The sequence below is a fragment of the Collinsella aerofaciens genome, assembly GCF_039062365.1.
Taxonomy (GTDB): Bacteria; Actinomycetota; Coriobacteriia; order Coriobacteriales; family Coriobacteriaceae; genus Collinsella.
The window spans coordinates 25435-44683 of sequence record NZ_JBCJBI010000012.1; the positions used below are offsets into that span (position 1 = coordinate 25435).

The following is a 19249-nucleotide window of genomic DNA, read 5'->3' on the forward strand; positions in this document are numbered from 1 at the left end:
TAGGGATCTGCTGAGCGCGGGCGACTTGCTTGGTTGGAGCCCTAAGCGTGGATAGCTCTCTCGGCGACATCGCGGGCGTGAGCGGTGCGCATGACCGGAGGGCCCGTGCTGCTCCGTTGCCCGACGTGCTAGCGCGCAGAACAATCTGTTGGTGCATTCGGCGGCTGCTGAAGCGTTTCGGCAGCCGCTTTTTATACGGAGTTTAAATACAACAGTCTGTTGTATTACGTAGAGTGGTATATCTCTAGCAGGAAAAATGCGAGAGACGGAGCATTATGGCGTTGCTAGTAGGACTGGACGTAGGGTCGACGACGACCAAAGTTTACGCGATGCACGAGGATATGACCGAGGTGTGGTGGGGATATCGCCGCCACGGGGCGTGTCAGACAGCGAGCGTGCGCGCCATGCTCGGCGAGCTCGCCGAGCGCTTTCCCCATGAGTCGCTGCGCGTTGCGGTGACCGGCTCGGGTGCGCGCGATATCGCGACCGCGCTGGGCGCCTCGTACGTTCAGGAGGTGGTCGCCAACGCGCTCGCGATCAGCAGGTTCTATCCGCAGACGCGCTGCGCCATCGAGCTGGGCGGCCAAGACGCCAAGATGATCTTCTTCCGCACCAACGATAAGGGAGACATCGAGGTTGCCGACATGCGCATGAACGGCTCGTGCGCAGGCGGTACCGGTGCATTTATCGACGAGATGGCAAAGCTCATGGGGGTCGGCACCGAATCGGGCGAGTTCGAGCAGCTCGCAAGCCGGGGAACGACCGTCCACGAGGTCTCGGGCCGCTGCGGCGTGTACGCAAAGACCGATATCCAGCCGCTGCTCAACGAGGGCATTCCTACCACCGACCTGGCGCTTTCGGCGCTTCACGCGGTCGCCCGCCAAACGATCGGCGGTCTGGCCCAGGGTATCGATATCGAGCCGCCGGTAATCTTCGAGGGCGGTGCGCTCGCCTACAACCCCACACTGGTCCGCGTGTTCCGGGAGCAACTGAATCTATCGGACGATCAGGTTATCGTCCCGCGCGATCCGCAGATCATGGTCGCGCGCGGTGCCGCCCTGTCGCTGACCGACATGTTCGCATCGTCCCAACCGATCGACCTTCCCGACGCTTTTGTCCGGCTGGATAAGCTCGAGACGGTCGCGCCCGCAAGCGGGGAGGGACGTCTTGCCCAGCCCTTTTTTGCCACACCTGCCGAGCAGGCGGATTTTACGGCACGCCATGGCAAAGAGACGCCGGCAAAGGGTCCGGATGCGTATGCGCCCGGAGAGACGGTGCGTGTGGCGCTCGGTATCGATTCGGGGAGCACGACGACCAAGTTCGCCCTGGTCGATGAGGCGGGTGAGCTTGTCGATTCGTTCTACGCGTCTAATAACGGCAGACCGCTCGACGTCGCCCAACAGGGTCTTGTCAGCTTGAAGAACCGCTGGGAGACAGCGGGAGTCACGCTTGCGATCGATGCCGTGGGCACCACGGGATACGGCGAGGAGCTTTTCGCGCGCGCGTTCCACGCCGACTACCATACGGTCGAGACGGTCGCGCACGCCCGCGCCGCGTGCGCATGCGTTCCCGATGCGACCTTCGTGCTCGACATCGGCGGACAGGATATGAAGGCCATCTGGCTCAACCACGGCGTGCTGACCGATATCGTCGTCAACGAGGCGTGCTCTGCGGGCTGCGGCTCGTTCCTCGAGGGTTTTGCCAAAAACCTCGGAATAGCCGTTGAGGATATCGCGACCGAGGCATTTTCGTCCAAAGCCCCCGCCGTTCTCGGCAGCCGCTGCACGGTGTTCATGAACAGCAGCGTCGTTTCCGAGCAGCGGCGCGGTAAGGGTCCGAGCGACATCATGGCCGGTCTCTGCCGTTCGATTATCGAGAACGTGTTCACCAAGGTCGTTCGCGTTTCAAATCTCAACCGTCTGGGCGACAAAGTCGTCGTCCAGGGCGGCACGTTCCGAAACGACGCGGTGCTGCGCGCATTCGAGCAGTATCTGGGCAAACCCGTCACGCGTGCGCCCCACCCGGGGCTGATGGGCGCTATCGGTATCGCCCTGCTCGCGCGCGAGGAATGCCGCAAGGGCGACGCCGGCACGTCGTTTATCGGGCTCGATGCCGTGGAGCGCTTCGAGCATCGCGAGTTCGGCGGCGTTACCTGCCGTCGGTGCAACAACCGCTGCCAGCGCGCGGTCGTGGCATTTGGCGACGGCTCGCTTTACGTCACGGGCAATCGCTGCCCGCGCGGCGGCGCCATCTCATGGGATGAGCTCGTGCGCGAGGTTCCCGCGGCGGAGGAGCTGCGTCCGCAGGGTGCTTGCGAGGCACAGGCACCCGGCACGGGGCGCGACCGGACCGCGGCTGCCCCCAATCTCTTTGTCGACCGCGAGAAGCTGCTGTTCGAGTCGTACCCCACGGTTCCCGTCTGCGGGGGGCGCGATGTCACGATCGGCATTCCCCGTGTGCTCGAGTTCTGGGACACCATGCCGTTCTGGTCGACGTTCTTCAGCACGCTCGGCTTTAAGGTGCGCGTCTCGGGACGCAGCACCAAGGCGATGTACGAGCGCGGTCTGGCGCACGTCACATCCGACACCGTGTGCTTCCCGGCCAAGCTCGTCCACGGGCACATCCGCAATCTCGTCGACGCCGGCGTCGACCGCATCTTCATGCCCATCATCACGACGGTGCCCACCGAAAACACCGCCTCTACCAGCGAGTGGATGTGCGCCGTCGTAAAGGGATACCCCTACGTGATGCGCAATTCCGATAACCCGGAGGAGCGTTTCGGCGTTCCGTTCGATACGCCGCTGTTCCACTGGTACGACGAGGGCGACCGAAACCGCCAGCTCAAGGCGTGGTGCAAGGAGACCTTCGATATCGATGCCGACCTGGTTGCCAAGGCGACCGAGCAGGCGGACCGCGCGCAGGAGACGTTTGAGAACCAGCTGCAGCTGCGCGGCAGGCAGGTGCTCGAGAACGTGCGCGAGGACGGCGGCTACGCGGTGGTGATCGCTTCGCGCCCGTACCACAACGACCCGCTGGTCAACCACGGGCTGCCCAAGCTCTTCTCTGAGCGCGGCATCCCCGTGCTGACGCCCGATGCGGTGCCGGGGGTCTGCAACGTCGATCTTTCCAACAGCCGCATCGACATCGTGAACAACTACCATGCGCGCATGCTGTCGTGCGCGGTCATCGTCGCATCGACGCCCGAGCTCGAGCTCGTGCAGATGGGCAGCTTCGGCTGCGGCCACGATGCGTATCTCACCGACGAGATCGCGCGCATGATGGGCGAGATGGGCTCCAAGGTTCCGATGATGATCAAGCTCGATGAGAGCGACGTCGCCGGTCCCATGGGCATTCGCGTGCGTTCGTTTATCGAGTCGGTCAACCGTCGTCGCGCGGAGGAGCGTGCCGAGGGCGCCCGGGTGCACGCGGTCCATCCGCTCGACGACCCGTATAAGGTCAAGTACACCAAGCGCGACCGGCACGACAAGATCGCGCTGGTCCCCAACACCTCCCATGCGTTCTGCAGGCTCATGACCGCGGCGATGCGCAATCAGGGCGTGCGCGCCGAGGCCCTTGATATCGGGCGCGAGGATGCCATCCGCCTGGGCAAACGCTATGTGCACAACGACATCTGCTTCCCCGCGCAAATCGTGATCGGCGAGGCGCTCGCGGCACTCGAGAGCGGTAAGTACGATCCGCACGACGTCGCCGTGGTGACTGGCAAGTATATCGGCGACTGCCGCCTGACGCACTACATGCCCCTGCTGCGCCGCGCGCTCGACGACGCGGGATACGACTATGTCCCGGTGCTCACCAACGACGACGTCGATGCCCACAATGCGCATCCGGGCTTCAAGCTCGGCCTTGGCCCGAGCATCCAGATCGCCTACGGTCTTCCCATGATCGATGCCCTCGAGGCCATGCTTAGGCGCATCCGTCCCTACGAGCTCGAGAAGGGCGCGGCGGACGCTGCGTTCGACCGCGCGCTCGATGAGGTTATCGAGGGCATGGAGCGCTCCGGGCTGAGAGGCCAGGCGACGGGCTTCAAACGCGCGCTTGCGATCATGGACGCCGTTCCGTACGACCGCTCGAACCCGCATCCGACCGTTCTCATCGTGGGCGAGTACCTGCTCAATTTCCATCTCGGCGCCAACCACGAGATCGAGCGCTACCTCGAGGACAACGGGCTCGAGGTCATCGAGGCGCGCATGACCGACGTGATCCGCAAGACCTATTTCTACAAGCATGCGCAGTCGCGCGAGTTCCACGTCGACCTGTCGCTGCCCGAAAAGGCCTGGTACGCCACGGCGGACAACCTGTTCGAGCTCGCGCACGACCGTTGCGACCGCCTGGGCGCGGCGAGCCCGCTCTACGAGCCGCCGACGCGCATGCCCGAGCTCGTGCGCGCGAGCGATAAGATCCTGCACCATACGTTCGATGCGGGCGAGGGCGTGCTGATTCCGGCGGAGATCCTCGAGCACGCCAAGCGCGGCTGCCGCAACTTCGTGATCCTGCAGCCGTTCGGGTGTCTGCCCAACCATGTCGTGGGGCGCGGGCTCATCCATGCGCTCAAGGAGCAGTATCCCACGGCGCAGTTCCTGCCGCTCGACTACGATCCCGACGTGAGCTTCGCCAACGTGGAGAACCGTCTTCAGATGCTCATCATGAACGCCAAGGCGCAGGGGTGCGGTGAGGCGCATGGCGAGACCGCGTAAGGACGCCGATGCGCCCGATGCACGCACCCGTATCATCGAGGCGTTTTGGGAGCTCATCGAGAACAACAGCATCTTCGAGCTGTCGGTTGGCGAGGTGACCCGCGCCGCCCAGTGCAATCGCGGAACGTTTTACTACTATTTTCACGATTTCGATGAACTCGTCGCCATCGCCATAGCCCAGCTGCTGCAGGATAACGAGCTCATCACCGATGCCCTCTGGCATTTTTCGAGCGAGGGCGACCTTTCGGCGTTCGACCGGCGCGACGTCCGCTGCCTGCTGCGGCGCATCGTCATCACCATGAGGGCGGGTGCCGCCGAGCAGGTCGTGCAGGGCATCCATACGATCATCATCGACCGCGTGAGAGAGATCGTCCACCCCGACGGAGAAGAGCTCAAGGCAGATTCGAGCTTTGCGGTGGGCTTTCTGGTCTCGGGCATCATGGGCTTTGTGATGGCGGTCGGCTTTGCCCGGGAGGGCGGCGAGGAGATAGACCTCGAGCAGCTGGGGGACAGCGCGTGCGCGTACCTGAGGGCGGTCGCCATGCAGACGGTGGAAACGGTCGCGCAAGTCGAGGGCGTCGATACATCCGAGCTGCTCGAACGCGTCTCCAAGGAGGCCGATGCCTATCGCGCATCGCGTGCGACGAGTCCCGACGTGGTGAAAGACGCCTAGGGTTTCTCTTGCGGGGCGCCTGTCGCGCATCGCGCGGTGAGTCCCGCGATGCGGTCATAACCTGCATTCATGTGAGTCGGGTTTATAGATATTCCTCCAGCTGTTAACATAGACAACCTGTGGGTAAAGAGACAAAAGCGCCGCCGACGGGCGGGCGTTTTGATTTCGATGAACTCATGTAAGGAAACGAGCATGTTAGATAGATTTACCGATCGAGCGCGCAAGGTCATGTCGATGGCCAAACAGGAGGCGCTCGATCTGCACTCAAATAAGGTGGGCACCGAGCACCTGCTGCTCGCACTTGCCAAGGAGGACGAGGGCATCGCTGCCGAGGCGCTGCGCTCGCTTGATATCTCCTACGACGACATCATGGACACCCTCAAGGAGGTCCAGACCACGGTTCCCGAGCCCAGCGAGGAGACCGAGGCTGCCAAGCTTGCCTTTACGCCGCTCGTCATTAGCGTGATGGAGCGCTCCTTCCGCGTGGCGCGTGAGAACAACCAGACATATGTGTCGACCGAGCACCTGCTCATCGGCATCGTCGAAGAGGGCAACGGCATGGCCATGGATATCCTCATGCGCCTGGGTGTGTCGTCTGCTTCCATTAAAAAGGCCATCGAAAAGCTCACCGCTAAGGATCAGGACAAGAAGCGTCCGCTCGCCGGAGCCGGCGCCGGGCGTCCCGGTGCGGGCCTGCCGTTCTTTAGCGGCTCGGACGCCTCTCAGCAAAAGGGGAGTGGCACCGATACGCTCAAGCAGTTCGCCACCAACCTCACGCAAAAGGCGCGCGACGGCGAGCTCGATCCCGTGATTGGCCGCGAAAAGGAAGTCCAGCGCATGATGGAGATCCTTTCGCGCCGCACCAAGAACAACCCGCTCATCCTGGGTGACCCCGGCGTGGGTAAGACGGCCATCGTCGAGGGCCTGGCGCAGCAGATCGCTGCCGGCAATGTGCCCGAGAATCTTATGAACCAGAATATCTGGACGCTCGATCTGCCGGGTCTTGTTGCGGGTGCCAAGTATCGCGGTGAGTTTGAGGAGCGCCTCAAGAACGTGATCCAGGAGGCAACCGAAGCCGACGACGTCATCTTGTTTATCGACGAGATGCACACCATCATCGGTGCCGGTTCTGCCGAGGGTTCTATCGATGCGAGCTCCATGCTCAAGCCGGTGCTCGCGCGCGGTGCCTTCCAGATCATCGGTGCGACCACGGCCGAGGAGTTCCGCAAGTACCTCACCAAGGACCCGGCCTTTGAGCGTCGCTTCCAGACGATTGATGTCGAGGAGCCGAGTGTCGAGGACACGGTCAAAATTCTGACCGCGCTCAAGCCGCGCTACGAGGAGCACCATCACGTACGCTACACGCAGGGTGCTATCGAGGCCGCCGCGAACCTCTCCAACCGCTACATCCAGGATCGCTTCCTGCCCGATAAGGCCATCGACCTCATCGACGAGGCCGGCGCCCGCGCCCGCATCGCCGCCAACCGCGCGCCCGAGCCGGTGCGCGAGGCCGAGCATCGCGTGGAGGAGCTTAAGGCCGCCGCGCAGGAGGCCACCGAGAGCGACGACATGAACAAGGCCGCCGAGATCACCGAGCAGCAGAAGGCCGCCGAGATTGAGCTCGCCGAGGCCAAGGCTGCCTGGACCGCCGAGCTCGACGCCAGTCCGCTCACCATCGATGTGAGTCAGATCGCCGATATCGTGTCCGTGACCTCGGGCGTGCCGGTGTCCTCGCTTACCGAGAGCGAGAGCCGCCGCCTGCTGCAGGCCGAAAGCGTGCTCAAGACGCGCATCATCGGTCAGGACGAGGCCGTCGAGGCCGTTGCCAAGGCCGTGCGCCGCAGCCGCTCGCCGCTCAAGGACCCGCGCCGCCCCGGCGGCAGCTTTATCTTCCTGGGCCCCACCGGCACGGGCAAGACCGAGCTCGCCAAGACGCTCGCCGAGTATCTCTTTGGCAGCAAGGACGCGCTCATCAGCTTCGACATGTCGGAGTTTGGCAGCGAGTTCGAGGTCTCCAAGCTCATCGGTAGCCCTCCGGGTTACGTCGGTCACGACGAGGGCGGCCAGCTCACCAAGGCCGTTCGTCGCCACCCGTACTCGGTCGTGCTGTTCGACGAGATCGAGAAGGCGCACCCCGACATCTTCAATATCCTGCTGCAGGTGCTGGAGGAGGGCCGTCTGACCGATAGCCAGGGCAAGACGGTCGACTTCCGCAATACGGTGATCATCATGACGTCAAACGTGGGCGCCCGCGAGATCGCGCAGGATGCGAGCGTCGGTTTTGGCACCACCGGTGAGCAAGGCCTTACCTCGAGCGAGATTAAGGGCCGTGCGATGGGCGAGCTCAAGCGCCTGTTCCGCCCCGAGCTGCTCAACCGTATCGACGACATCGTGGTGTTCCAGAAGCTTTCGGGCGAGAACCTGACCAAGATCGCGCACCTGCTGGTGGACGACCTGCGTCAGCGCCTGATCGCCAATGGCATGAATATCAAGCTCACCGATGCAGCCTACGACAAGATTGTGGCGGAGGGCACCGACCTCACCAACGGCGCGCGTCCGCTGCGCCGCGCCATCCAAAAGCTCATCGAGGACCCGCTGTCCGAGGAGCTGCTGGCCGGCGAGTGGGGCGAGGGCGATACCGTCCTGTGCGACGTGGCCGACGGCAAGTTTGTCTTTAGCCACGGCACGGGCGAGATTCCGGCACCGCGTCCGGCGGGCACGCTCGGTGGCGATACCGCCCCGGCGGCACCGCACACCGGCAACGCCGCGCCCGTGAGCGGCGGCGTGACCTCGGGCCCCGGCGGCATGATGCAAGCCGGCTCTGGCGCGCTGTAGGGATTAACATAGCTTTGCGAAGGGGCACTCCTGTCGGGGCGCCCCTTTTTTATGAGTAAATGGTGCTATACTCGAAATATAAATATGTATAGCAGAAGGAGCTAGCATGCCTATATCGGTACTCGACTCACGGCCGGTCCAGATGAATGTGCGCATGGATCGCCAACTCAAAGAGGCTGGGGACGCCGTGCTGGCGCATATCGGCATGACGCCGTCTCAAGCGGTGCGGACACTTTGGGAATATCTGGTCGTCAACGGATGCATGCCCTCGAGATCGGGGGTTGCGGTACCGAGCTCTAACGTGCCAGCGACTGCGTCGGTGGAATCAAGGGTTACGCAGGGCAGCCACATCGTGCACGATGCGTGCCTCAAATACGGCATCCCTGTTCCCGACCTCTCGGGTGACTACGATGACCTCTATGAGGAAGCAATGGCGGAGCGCTATCCCGAGTGGGTGGAGCTATGAGTGCAGACGGCATTCTCAAGTTGCTCATCGACACCAACGTATGGATGGATTACTTTTCTGGAAGGTCGGACCGGACAGCGGATGTTGTCCGTCTATTCGAGATTGCCGATGTCTCGGAGCAGATTGCCCTGTTTGCTTCGTCTCTTTCGGTCAAAGATGTCTCGTATCTTGTCTCGGCGGCGATTAAGAGGGAGTGCCGAAGGAAGAATGGTTCGCTGAGCGATAACGCCATTGCGGCGGCGGACGAAACGGCCTGGGCATGCGTTCGGCAGATGCGCGAGCTCGCCCTCATCGCGCCGGTCGGTGCAGACGAGGTCTTCGACTCCTTTGTGTTCAAGTATCATCACAACGACTTCGAGGACGACCTGATGCTGGGCGTCGCCAATCGCATTGATGCCGATTACGTCGTGACGGAGGACAAAAACCTCATTAAACATACCAATGGCGTATGCATAAACGTTGATCAAGCTTTGAGGTTGGTTGAAGGGTCCAACGTCCCTTCGGCGCAGTCCGTCTAACCTGCTTTATCTTAATAAAGTGGCGTTTCCCCGCCGTTAGCCGATGATGCGAGGGCGCTCGGCGTTTTCGACTGGTTTATGCACGCAAAGTCTGGGAATATACAAGTCGCATGTCTTACTGTCTAACCAGTTGCGCCAAGGAGGCACCATGGACTACAAGATTACCGGCTACGAGCCCGCTCAGCTGTTCCATTTCTTTGAGGAGGTCAGCGCGATCCCCCGTGGGTCTGGCAACGAGAAAGGCATCAGCGATTTCCTGGTCGCGTTTGCCAAGGAGCGCGGTCTCGATGTGTATCAGGACGAGGTCTACAACGTCATCATTCGCAAGTCCGCATCTGCCGGCGCCGAGAATGCCCCGACCGTAATGCTGCAGGGCCACATCGATATGGTGTGCGACAAGTTGGGCTCCGTTGAGCACGACTTTACGACTGATGGTATCGACCTGGTCGTCAAGGACGGCGTCCTCACCGCTAACGGCACCACTCTGGGCGCCGACAACGGTATCGCCGTCGCTCTGATGCTCACTGTTCTCGATGACGATTCGATTGTTCACCCCGCCCTCGAGTGCGTGTTCACCACCGACGAGGAGACCGGCCTGGTCGGCGCCGAGACGCTCGACAAGTCCCAGATTAGCGCCCGCACCATGATTAACCTTGACTCCGAGGAAGAGGGCGTTGCTACCGTCAGCTGCGCCGGCGGTGTCGTCGTTACCTACACCTGCCCGATCGCGCGCGAGCACAAGACCGGTAGCACCCTCACGCTCGACATCTCCGGCCTGCTGGGCGGCCACTCCGGCAGCGATATCAACCTGGAGCGCGGCAACGGCAACCTCATCATGGCCCGCATCATCGACCGCCTGATGGTCGCCGGCGAGCCCGCCATCGTTAGCTTTAACGGCGGCACCAAGGACAACGCCATCAACCGTGAGTGCAAGGCTGTTCTGGTCTACGCCGACCACGCTGCCGCCGAGGCCGCGGCCCAGATCGCAAAGGGCATCATCGCCGACGTTACTGCCGAGCTCGAGGTCTTCGACCCCGGCTTTACCTGCACGGTTGAGATTGCCGACAACGCTGAGGTCGAGGCCATGGACGAGAAGTCCGCACTTGCCCTTATTCGCGCTCTGCGTCTTGCCCCCAACGGTGTGATCCGCCGCAACGTCGCCACCGACGGCTCCGTCGAGGTTTCCTCCAACATCGGCGTGGTTGCCACCTCTGACGACCAAGTCAAGATCATGCTGTCCCCGCGCTCCTCGATCACCTCGCTGCAGAACGAGTTCAAGGACCGCCTGCAGACGCTGGCCGATGTCCTGGGCTTCGACGCCAAGTTTGAGTTCGAGTATCCCGGCTGGAGCTATGCCGAGCATTCGCCGGTCCGCGACGTCTTCGTCGAGAGCTATCGCGAGCTCTTTGGCTCCGAGCTGCGCATCGAGTCCATTCACGCCGGCCTTGAGTGCGGTCTGTTTGCCGAGGCCCTGCACGGCCTGGACGCCATCGCCGTGGGCCCGACGCTCTCCGATGTCCACACCCCGGACGAGAGCATGGAGCTCGCTTCTGCCGAGCGCTTCTACGAGCTGCTCATCGACGTCCTCAGGCGCCTCGCTGCGTAAAGGTTGCGCTAGCAGCAGTCCGAGCCACGTGCTAGCGGATTGCAAATGACATTATGAGAGGGGGCACCCGGTCTTTTGCGACGGGTGCCCCCTCTCTTTTGTTTGATAATTGCGAAATTACGGCCACCTAGTCCATTTCTGCCCTGATGAGGTCGAGGGTGCGCTGGCAGTTTTCGCGGACGGGGCCGAGCATATGCTCGCGCAGGTCCGCCATGCCGGGCAGGTCGGCGTATTCGTCCATGACCTCTTCCATGCAAATGGGTACCTCGTAGGCGAGGTCCATCATGGTCGCAAAGCAAAACTTCTCGGATAGCCCGGCATCGGTGAGCGCCGCCTCCAGCGCGGGGTCGCCCATACCGTGGTATCGGCGAATTGCGTTGGGTCCGATGCGCCCCACACGGTTCTCGCCGCCAACGCTCATGGCGAGGCGCGCTTTTCGCCGCATACGTTCGTATGCTAAGCCCGATGCGACATCGTACATGGGTGCGAGCGCCGCGTTTGTGCCTTTGCCTAGGATGAGCGAGTAGTTTTTAGCGTGTGCGTCAGGCGCTCCGATAATGGCGTTATAGAACAACATATAGGTAAAAAGCACAAGATTCATGTGGTGGGGGACTGTGTTAATCAGTCGTTCTTGGATGTCTCGTGTAGTTGGTCCTCCGTCGGCGGTGTATTTCTGGGTTGGCAATACACCGAGCGCCTGGCAAAAGTCCTCCTGATGCAGCCTTTCGATATTTCCGCTGCTATTGACCATTCTGTCGTACCGTTCAACGACGAGCGCGGCTTCGTCTTCAAATGTGCAATAGGAGACGTTGGCAGTTGGAATGCCAACACGCCGAGCTGTTTTCATGCAGACGAATTCGTTTAAGGCCTGATGTTTGAACCCAACGACACCATTTTTGAAGATATGGGTAGTGGGGGATGACCCTAGACATTCGCACCATTGTCCATCATGCCAAGCTAGTGCAAATTTGCCTTGGTTGCCGCCCAGGGACCAGCTTTCGTTGGAGCCCATCCATGTCTCTCTTTCGTCATCGCGAATTGCTTTGAGCTTGTGAGCGATTTGGGAATTGGTAAGCGGGCGGTATGCTGAGACCCTGCCGTGGGCGGCATCTAATTGATCGGCTCGACAAAACTGAACGGCCCCCGCGCAGTCAAGACCGATATGGCACAAGAGGGCGACGGGGTTGTTGGATGCAACGTCATGCTCGGCGGCAATAGCGCGACGCTGCTCTTGGCTGTCGGGCAAAAGGCCAAATAGGAACGGACGGACGATGTTATGGCCATATGTGCGATTGGAAAGCGGCATTGTTAACGATAGCGGTGCTCCGCGATAGGTTGGGGCGTATACAAAGCTGCAGAGTCCATGCTCGTCTTGCCGGAGAGTGCCGGCGATTTCGCCACAAATGAGGGTCGCAAGCTCCATTTCTGCCATTTATTTCACAACCTTACAGCCAAAGGAGAGGTCTGAAGTGCCGGAAAGGCCTTGCTCGGCTGCGATTTGGGCCAGCAAGGCACCATAGAAAGCTGGCGTTCCTTGTCGAGCGGGTCGTCTGCCTACGCTTGGCTTTGGCAGGGCATTCGAGTTCGCGATAGGGAGGTCCGCTATCGTCATCGGATGTTCGGAGGGCGATGCGATGGAGTCGTTATCGCTTTGCGCAAAGAGACCTATGCCGAGTGCGTTAAAGACGGTCAACAGCTTGTCGAGCCGAATGCCCGTGGCATCTCCCAGCTCGAGCGATGCGAGCAGGCGCTCCGAAACACCGGCCTTTTTGGCGAGGGCGGCACGGGTGAGACCCTGAGTCTCGCGTGCCTGGCGCACATAGATGCCAGCTTGGCGCGGTGTGGTGATGGGAAAGGTGTCCACGGCGATCTCCTAACGTGCAGACTTTTGCATATCAGTATGACATGCAAAAGTCTGCATGAAAAGGCCTCATGCAAAACTCTGCATGAGGCCTCATACGGACGTTTAGTTTTGAAGGGTGTTTTACAGCACCAAAATCCCCAGATGCTCAAGTAAGATCTTAAGCCCGATGAGGATGAGCACGACGCCGCCCACGATGGTGGCGGGTTTTTCGTAGCGCGCGCCAAAGGTGTGGCCGATCGCCACGCCAGCGATGGAGAAGACAAAGGTCGTGATGCCAATGAGCGACACGGCGGGAACGATGTCGACCGAAAGCGCGGCGAACGAGATGCCCACGGCCAGGGCGTCGATTGAGGTGGCGATGGCAAGGATCAGGTACTCGCCCAGGTCAATCTTTTCGGCATCCTTGCCGTCGCCTTCGTTCTCGTCCTCGGTAAAGGCCTCCCACAGCATTTTGCCGCCGATAAAGGCCAATAGGATAAAGGCGATCCAATGGTCGATGGGTCCGATGATGCCCATAAACTGGCTGCCAAGCGCCCATCCGATTACGGGCATGCCGGCCTGAAAGCCGCCAAAGAACAGGCCGAGCACCACGGCGACCTTAAGGTTGATCTTCTTCATGCCAAGGCCCTTGCAGATGGATACGGCAAAGGCGTCCATCGAAAGGCCAACGGCGAGCAATACGAGCTCTGCGAGTCCCATAGTCTGGCTCCCTCTCTGCGGGCGGGCCCGCGTGTACCTCTTGGGGGAGTAACAAAAAAGACCCGTGGCGTACGCGTTGCGCGCACAGCCACGAGTCTCGTTCATTAAGGCAAGCCAGGCCGCATCGGCCAGTGTGTTGACTTGCCGCGCCACCGGAGGCGAACCCGATCACGCGACTACTCCCTCATTTATGCGAATCCCGATGCTACCACATAAGCAGCTCATTTGGGTTGGGCTCTCAGCTGTGTTCGCTCATTCTGTAAGCATCGGATTTCGTGGCTGCTGCGGGGACAAACCGTGAGAAACTATTTAGCGTTTATGGAGCGTACACGATGGGAGCGATGCCTTGGATAAGAACGAGCTGCAAAAGCGTATGGAACAGGCTATTCGCCTGACTGCCCCCGGCCAGCCGATCCGCACCGCCCTCGACATGATCATTGCCGGTCACCTGGGCGCCCTTATCTGCGTCGGCGACACCGAAAACGTGCTCGCTGCCGGTAACGACGGCTTCCCGCTCAACATTTCGTTTACTTCGAACCGTCTGTTCGAGCTCTCCAAGATGGACGGTGCCATCGTCATCGACGGCGACCTCACCCAGATCCTGCGCGCCAACTTCCACCTCAATCCCGATCCCTCGCTTGCCACGAGCGAGACGGGCATGCGCCACCGCACCGCCGCTCGCATGTCGGTGCTCACCGACGCCATCGTGATCTCGGTTTCGGCTCGTCGCGCCGTCGTTAACGTGTACGTTCACGGCAAGAGCTACGAGATCCAGCCCGTCACCACCATCATGAGCTCGGTCAACCAGCTCGTCGCCACGCTCCAGACTACCCGTCAGTCGCTCGATCGCTCCCTGCTGCGTCTGACGGCCCTTGAGCTCGACGACTACGTCACGCTCGCCGACATCACCGGCATTTTCTCGAGTTTCGAGATCATGCAGCAGGCAAAGACCGAGCTTAAGGATTGCATCGTCAAGCTGGGTAACCAGGGCAAGCTCGTGCAGATGCAGCTCGAGCAGCTCGCGGGCTCCAGCATGGATACCGAATACGACCTGATGATCCGCGACTACGCAAGCGATTCCTCTGAGGCCAACGCCGAGAAGATCCGCGCTGAGCTTGCCCGTATGACGCCTAAGGACCTATCCGACCCGCAGCACGTGGCGGCAGTTCTGGGCTATGACGACCTGGACGAGGACTCCGTCATGACGCCGCTGGGCCTGCGCACGCTTTCGCGCGTGTCCGTCGTGCGCGACGGCGTGGCCGAGAAGATCGTCGACGAGTATGGCTCGCTGCAGGAGCTCATGGACGACATTAGCGAGGATCCGGAGCGCCTGGGCGACTTTGGCGTTAACAACCCTGCCATTCTTGCGGACTCGCTGTACCGCATGAAGGGCACCAAACAGGGGAACGCATAATGGCGCCCGTATGCGCCGTGGTCGTTGCTGGCGGCAGCGGCCAGCGCTTTGGAAATCCCGGCGGCAAGCAGCTCGTTAACGTGGCGGGCCGTCCGCTCATGAGCTGGTCCATCCGTGCGTTCGATCGTAGCGACAAGGTCGGCCACATCGTCGTGGTTTGCCCTGCCGAGCGTCGTGTCGAGATGCGCCGCCTGGCCATCGACCCGTTTGACTATGACACGCCCATCAGCTTTGCCGATGCCGGCGATACCCGTCAGGATTCCACCCGTGCCGGCGTGCATGCGGTTCCGGCGGGCTTTGAATACGTCGCCATTCACGATGGCGCTCGTCCGCTCATTACGACCGAGGCCATCGACCACGCTATCGACGTGCTCGTGAGCGACCGTGCTCTCGACGGTGTCGTGTGTGGTCAGCCCGCGATCGACACGCTCAAGATCGTCGATGGCGACAACATCGTCGAGACGCCGCCGCGTGAGCTCTACTGGGCAGCGCAGACGCCGCAGATCTTTAGCGTCGATGCTATGAAGCGCGCCCACGCTGCAGCCATTGCTGAGGGCTTTATCGGCACCGATGATTCGTCGCTGGTCGAGCGCATGGGTGGGCGCGTCCGCTGCGTCCAGAGCCCGCGCGATAACCTTAAGGTGACGGTGCCCGAGGACCTGCGTCCCGTAACCGCGATTCTGCTTGGCCGCATGGCCGAGGGAGAGGACCTTCCCCATGTTCAGTAACCTGCGCATTGGCCATGGCTACGACGTTCACCGTCTGGTGGAGGGGCGTCGATGTATCATCGGCGGTGTCGACATTCCCTACGAGCGCGGCCTGCTGGGCCACTCGGATGCCGATGTGCTCGCGCACGCCTTGGCCGACGCCATTCTGGGCGCCTGCCGCGGGGGAGACATCGGCAAGCTATTCCCCGATACCGACCCCGCCTATGAGGGTGCCGATTCGATGGTGCTGCTCGCTCGCGTGATGGACTATGCGCGCGAGCTGGGCTTTGAGTTTGTCGATGCCGATTGCACCATTGCCTGCCAGCAGCCTAAGATCACCCCACACCGCGATGCCATGCGTGCCAACCTTGCCCATGCCTTGGGCGTTGACGTCGAAAACGTGGGCGTCGCCGCCACTACGACCGAAAAGCTCGGTTGGGAAGGCCAGGGCGAGGGAATCGGCGCCTGGGCCGTCTGCCTGCTACAGAAAACCGTTAAGGAGTAACGAATGCGTATCTACAACAGCGCTACCCATAAAAAGGAAGAGTTCCAGCCCATCGAGTCCGGCAAGGTCCGCATGTACGTGTGCGGCCCCACGGTCTACGACAACATCCACATCGGCAACGCCCGTACGTTCATCAGCTTTGACGTGATTCGCCGCTGGCTCATCGCGAGCGGTTACGAGGTCACGTTCGCCCAGAACCTCACCGATGTCGACGACAAGATCATCAAGCGCGCCAACGAGCAGGGCCGTACGGCCGCCGAGGTCGCGACGGAGTTCTCCGACAAGTTCATCGGCGTCATGCGCGCCGCCAACGTGCTCGATCCCGATGTGCGCCCCCGCGCCACCAAGGAGATCGGCCCCATGATCGCCATGATCAAGACGCTTATCGAGCAGGGCCACGCTTACGCAGCCGATAACGGCGATGTGTACTTTGCCGTGCGCAGCGATCCCAGCTATGGTCAGGTCTCGGGCCGCAACATCGACGACCTTATGGTTGGCGCACGCATCGAGGAGAACGAGGACAAGAACGACCCGCTCGACTTTGCCCTGTGGAAGGCCGCCAAGCCCGGCGAGCCCAGCTGGCCGAGCCCCTGGGGCGAGGGCCGTCCCGGTTGGCACACCGAGTGCGCCGCCATGGTGCATCGCTACCTGGGCACTCCGATCGACATCCACGGCGGCGGCTCCGACCTTGCCTTCCCGCATCACGAGAACGAGTGCGCTCAGGCCACCTGCGCCTGGCACCAGGGCTTCTCCAACACCTGGATGCACACGGGCATGCTGCTGGTAGACGGCGAGAAGATGTCCAAGTCGCTCGGCAACTTCTTTACGCTGGCCGAGGTCCTCGAGCAGCACTCCGCTGCCGCCCTGCGCCTGCTGATGCTGCAGACGAGCTATCGCTCGCCGCTCGACTTTTCTTGGGAGCGCCTGGAGGGTGCCGAGAACTCGCTCACGCGTATCGCCGGTACGGTCGAGAACCTGCGCTGGGCCGCGAACCATGCGACGGCCGATGCCGATGAGGCAGCATCCGAGGCGTTTGCCGCCAAGGCCGCCGAGACCCGTGCCACCTTTAAGGAGTGCATGGACGACGACTTTAACACCGCCGGTGCCATGGGTGCCGTCTTTGGCTTTGTGACCGAGTGCAACCAGTACCTGGAGCAGGCGGGCGATGCTGCCGACAAGGCCGCAGTCCTGGCTGCCGCCGATACGCTGGCCGAGCTGCTCGATACGTTTGGCGTTGAGCTTCCCGAGCCCAAGGTCGAGCTGCCGCTGGGTCTGCTGGGCGTTGCCGCCGGTCTGGTCGCCTATACGGGCGACGACGTGGACGAGGCTGCTGCCAAGATTCTCGAGGCCCGCGCCGAGGCCCGTGCCGCCAAGAACTGGGATCTGGCCGACGCCATCCGCGACCAGCTCAAGGACCTCGGGCTGACGATCGAGGATACCGCCGCCGGCACTCGTATTAAGAGTCTCTAGTATTTGTCGACCGTTCGAGGTGCGGCAGATTGCCTTGAAAGAGGAGGGCATAGACCTGGTGGTCATGCCCGACGATTGAAAGGCAAGGTGCCGTGGCTCGGACGGTCGATTCTTGTTCGTTATCTATTTAAGGAGGCCGTTTTATGGCCGACAATCGCAAGCGTGCGCCTCGTGGCGGCAAGCAGGCTGCTTCTGGCTCGCGTCCGATTCGCCGCAATGATCGCGCTGCCGCTCCCAAGGGCCAGCGCGATCGCACCCAGGCCGCACGTCCGCAGCGCGATCGCACCCAGGCCGCACGTCCGCAGCGCGATCGCAACCGCGACGCTGTCCAGGCTCCCAAGGGCGAGTTTATCGAAGGTCGTCGTGCTGCCGCCGAGGCGCTACGCACTGGTTTTCCCATCAAGTGCGCGCTCATTGCCGAGGGCGGGGAGCGCGATGCCGCCTTGTCGCGCCTGGTCGATGACCTCAACGCCGCGGGCGTCCGCATTAAGTTCGTTCCACGCGCGCAGCTCGATGCGCTGTCGAGCCATGGCGCTCACCAGGGCATTGCGCTCGAGGTTGGCAACTTCCCCTATGCCGATGTCGCCGACATCCTCGACCGCGCGGGCGACGGTCCGGCGCTCGTCATCGTGCTCGACCATGTGACCGACGATGGCAACTTTGGTGCGATCGTGCGCTCTGCCGAGGTCGTGGGCGCGGCAGGCGCCATCATTGCCAACAAGCGCGCCGCCGGTGTGACCGTCGGCAGCTATAAGACTTCTGCCGGCGCCGTCATGCATCTGCCTATCGCGCAGGTGCCCAACATCGCCCGTGCGCTCGACGATCTTAAGGCCGCTGGCTTTTGGGTGGGCGGTGCCTCCGAGCACGCCGAAGGCAGTTGCTGGGATGCTCCCTTCGAGGGCCGCGTGGCGCTCGTCATGGGCTCCGAGGGCGACGGCATCTCGCGCCTGGTGCTCGAGAAATGCGACTTTTTGACCAAGCTTCCCCAGCGCGGCATGACCGAGAGCCTCAATGTTGCCCAGGCGACCACGGCGCTGTGCTTTGAGTGGCTGCGCCGCAACGCCGGCGAGCTCATGGGGGAGGAGTAGCGCATGTCCAAAAAGAACCGTGCCAAGTCCAAGGCCAAGCGCTTTGGCGAGGGCTCGGCCAAGCCGATTGTTTCGGCCGCGACCTATGGCGTGGGCGGCAATGCGTTTGCGCAGGCCATCGCCGACCCGGTCTCGACGGTGCACTCCAACAAGCCCGAGCTGCTGGTGGTCGACGGCTACAACGTGATCCACTGCACGCCGCGCTACGAAAAGCTCGTGTACGACCATTCCGACGATCCGTATTCCAGCGACGTTCACGATATGGCGCGCACCGCCCTCATCAACGACGTCGCCGCCTTTGCCCAGGGCCGTTACGAGGCCGTAATCGTGTTTGACGGCGCGGGCAATATCTCCAGCGAGCGCCCCAACCTACCGGCCCGCGGCGTGCGCATTGAGTTTTCGCCGACGGGTGTTTCGGCCGATACCGTGGTGCAGAAGCTCTGTATCGAGGCACGTGAGGAAGGTCGCGCGTGCTCCGTGGTATCGAGCGACGGCACGATCCAGGCCGTCGTCATGGGCAAGGGCGTTACGCGCATCTCGAGCCGTATGCTGGTAGACGAGATTAAACAGATCGATAACGACGTTCACGAGGCAGAGGAAGCTCCGCAGATCAAGATGACTCTGGGCAGTCGCCTGAGCCCCGATGCCCTGGCCAAGCTCAAGGCCCTGCGCGGGAGGTAGGGAAGTTG

At 62.0% G+C, this 19249-nt stretch carries 15 protein-coding genes; 12 read left to right on the forward strand and 3 right to left on the reverse strand.

The window, feature by feature from the left end; translation table 11 throughout:
* Positions 1-275 precede the first annotated feature (275 nt).
* From ABCN01_RS07175 to ABCN01_RS07200, 6 genes are all read left to right on the forward strand, one after another.
* Positions 276-4715, forward strand: a complete 4440-nt coding sequence (locus ABCN01_RS07175; protein ID WP_342995792.1) for an acyl-CoA dehydratase activase — start codon at positions 276-278, stop codon at positions 4713-4715.
* Complete coding sequence (locus ABCN01_RS07180; RefSeq protein ID WP_271748387.1) at positions 4699-5388, forward strand: TetR/AcrR family transcriptional regulator; 690 nt, start codon at positions 4699-4701, stop codon at positions 5386-5388. Before ABCN01_RS07175 ends, ABCN01_RS07180 begins: the two co-directional genes overlap by 17 nt.
* Before the next feature lie 192 nt (positions 5389-5580).
* Positions 5581-8223: an ATP-dependent Clp protease ATP-binding subunit gene (locus tag ABCN01_RS07185; RefSeq protein ID WP_342995791.1), complete on the forward strand. Its 2643-nt coding sequence runs from the start codon at positions 5581-5583 to the stop codon at positions 8221-8223.
* Positions 8224-8329: 106 nt separating this feature from the next.
* On the forward strand, positions 8330-8689 hold the full coding sequence (locus ABCN01_RS07190; protein WP_152068526.1) for a type II toxin-antitoxin system RelB/DinJ family antitoxin: 360 nt from the start codon (positions 8330-8332) through the stop codon (positions 8687-8689).
* Positions 8686-9207 carry a type II toxin-antitoxin system VapC family toxin gene (locus ABCN01_RS07195; RefSeq protein ID WP_152068525.1) on the forward strand — a complete coding sequence of 174 codons (522 nt, stop codon included), beginning with the start codon at positions 8686-8688 and terminating at the stop codon, positions 9205-9207. The genes ABCN01_RS07190 and ABCN01_RS07195 overlap by 4 nt, the downstream gene beginning before the upstream one ends.
* Before the next feature lie 148 nt (positions 9208-9355).
* Positions 9356-10813 carry an aminoacyl-histidine dipeptidase gene (locus tag ABCN01_RS07200; RefSeq protein WP_342995790.1) on the forward strand — a complete coding sequence of 486 codons (1458 nt, stop codon included), beginning with the start codon at positions 9356-9358 and terminating at the stop codon, positions 10811-10813.
* A gap of 127 nt (positions 10814-10940) precedes the next feature.
* On the opposite strand, the gene ABCN01_RS07205 is transcribed toward ABCN01_RS07200, so the two are convergent.
* The 3 genes from ABCN01_RS07205 to ABCN01_RS07215 form a co-directional block, all read right to left on the reverse strand.
* Positions 10941-12245, reverse strand: a complete 1305-nt coding sequence (locus ABCN01_RS07205; protein WP_342995788.1) for a type II toxin-antitoxin system HipA family toxin — start codon at positions 12243-12245, stop codon at positions 10941-10943.
* A complete protein-coding gene (locus tag ABCN01_RS07210; protein ID WP_342995787.1) occupies positions 12246-12677 on the reverse strand; it encodes a helix-turn-helix domain-containing protein in 432 nt (143 codons plus the stop codon).
* Between the two features lie 120 nt (positions 12678-12797).
* Positions 12798-13376, reverse strand: coding sequence for a manganese efflux pump MntP (locus tag ABCN01_RS07215; protein ID WP_342995786.1), 579 nt, complete (start codon positions 13374-13376; stop codon positions 12798-12800).
* Positions 13377-13749: 373 nt separating this feature from the next.
* Here ABCN01_RS07215 and disA point away from each other — a divergent pair, with 373 nt between their 5' ends.
* From disA to ABCN01_RS07245, 6 genes are all read left to right on the forward strand, one after another.
* Entirely contained in the window at positions 13750-14790 is a 1041-nt protein-coding gene (gene disA, locus ABCN01_RS07220; protein ID WP_006234973.1) for a DNA integrity scanning diadenylate cyclase DisA, read from the forward strand.
* The gene (gene ispD, locus ABCN01_RS07225; RefSeq protein ID WP_342995785.1) at positions 14790-15518 is read left to right on the forward strand and encodes a 2-C-methyl-D-erythritol 4-phosphate cytidylyltransferase; all 729 of its coding nucleotides are present in this window, start codon (positions 14790-14792) and stop codon (positions 15516-15518) included. Before disA ends, ispD begins: the two co-directional genes overlap by 1 nt.
* Positions 15508-16002, forward strand: coding sequence for a 2-C-methyl-D-erythritol 2,4-cyclodiphosphate synthase (gene ispF / locus ABCN01_RS07230; protein ID WP_006234975.1), 495 nt, complete (start codon positions 15508-15510; stop codon positions 16000-16002). Before ispD ends, ispF begins: the two co-directional genes overlap by 11 nt.
* Before the next feature lie 3 nt (positions 16003-16005).
* The gene (gene cysS / locus ABCN01_RS07235) at positions 16006-17472 is read left to right on the forward strand and encodes a cysteine--tRNA ligase (protein ID WP_215673996.1); all 1467 of its coding nucleotides are present in this window, start codon (positions 16006-16008) and stop codon (positions 17470-17472) included.
* Between the two features lie 143 nt (positions 17473-17615).
* Positions 17616-18560: a 23S rRNA (guanosine(2251)-2'-O)-methyltransferase RlmB gene (gene rlmB / locus ABCN01_RS07240; protein WP_342995784.1), complete on the forward strand. Its 945-nt coding sequence runs from the start codon at positions 17616-17618 to the stop codon at positions 18558-18560.
* A gap of 3 nt (positions 18561-18563) precedes the next feature.
* A complete protein-coding gene (locus tag ABCN01_RS07245; protein WP_006234978.1) occupies positions 18564-19241 on the forward strand; it encodes an NYN domain-containing protein in 678 nt (225 codons plus the stop codon).
* Positions 19242-19249 lie beyond the last annotated feature (8 nt).

Excerpts from the sequence above, each read along its gene's own strand:
- ABCN01_RS07175 (WP_342995792.1), top strand. The coding sequence starts at position 276 with ATGGCGTTGCTAGTAGGACTGGACGTAGGGTCGACGACGACCAAAGTT.
- ABCN01_RS07180 (WP_271748387.1), top strand. The coding sequence starts at position 4,699 with ATGGCGAGACCGCGTAAGGACGCCGATGCGCCCGATGCACGCACCCGT.
- ABCN01_RS07185 (WP_342995791.1), top strand. The coding sequence starts at position 5,581 with ATGTTAGATAGATTTACCGATCGAGCGCGCAAGGTCATGTCGATGGCC.
- ABCN01_RS07190 (WP_152068526.1), top strand. The coding sequence starts at position 8,330 with ATGCCTATATCGGTACTCGACTCACGGCCGGTCCAGATGAATGTGCGC.
- ABCN01_RS07195 (WP_152068525.1), top strand. The coding sequence starts at position 8,686 with ATGAGTGCAGACGGCATTCTCAAGTTGCTCATCGACACCAACGTATGG.
- ABCN01_RS07200 (WP_342995790.1), top strand. The coding sequence starts at position 9,356 with ATGGACTACAAGATTACCGGCTACGAGCCCGCTCAGCTGTTCCATTTC.
- ABCN01_RS07205 (WP_342995788.1), bottom strand. The coding sequence starts at position 12,245 with ATGGCAGAAATGGAGCTTGCGACCCTCATTTGTGGCGAAATCGCCGGC.
- ABCN01_RS07215 (WP_342995786.1), bottom strand. The coding sequence starts at position 13,376 with ATGGGACTCGCAGAGCTCGTATTGCTCGCCGTTGGCCTTTCGATGGAC.
- disA (WP_006234973.1), top strand. The coding sequence starts at position 13,750 with ATGGAACAGGCTATTCGCCTGACTGCCCCCGGCCAGCCGATCCGCACC.
- ispD (WP_342995785.1), top strand. The coding sequence starts at position 14,790 with ATGGCGCCCGTATGCGCCGTGGTCGTTGCTGGCGGCAGCGGCCAGCGC.
- ispF (WP_006234975.1), top strand. The coding sequence starts at position 15,508 with ATGTTCAGTAACCTGCGCATTGGCCATGGCTACGACGTTCACCGTCTG.
- cysS (WP_215673996.1), top strand. The coding sequence starts at position 16,006 with ATGCGTATCTACAACAGCGCTACCCATAAAAAGGAAGAGTTCCAGCCC.
- rlmB (WP_342995784.1), top strand. The coding sequence starts at position 17,616 with ATGGCCGACAATCGCAAGCGTGCGCCTCGTGGCGGCAAGCAGGCTGCT.
- ABCN01_RS07245 (WP_006234978.1), top strand. The coding sequence starts at position 18,564 with ATGTCCAAAAAGAACCGTGCCAAGTCCAAGGCCAAGCGCTTTGGCGAG.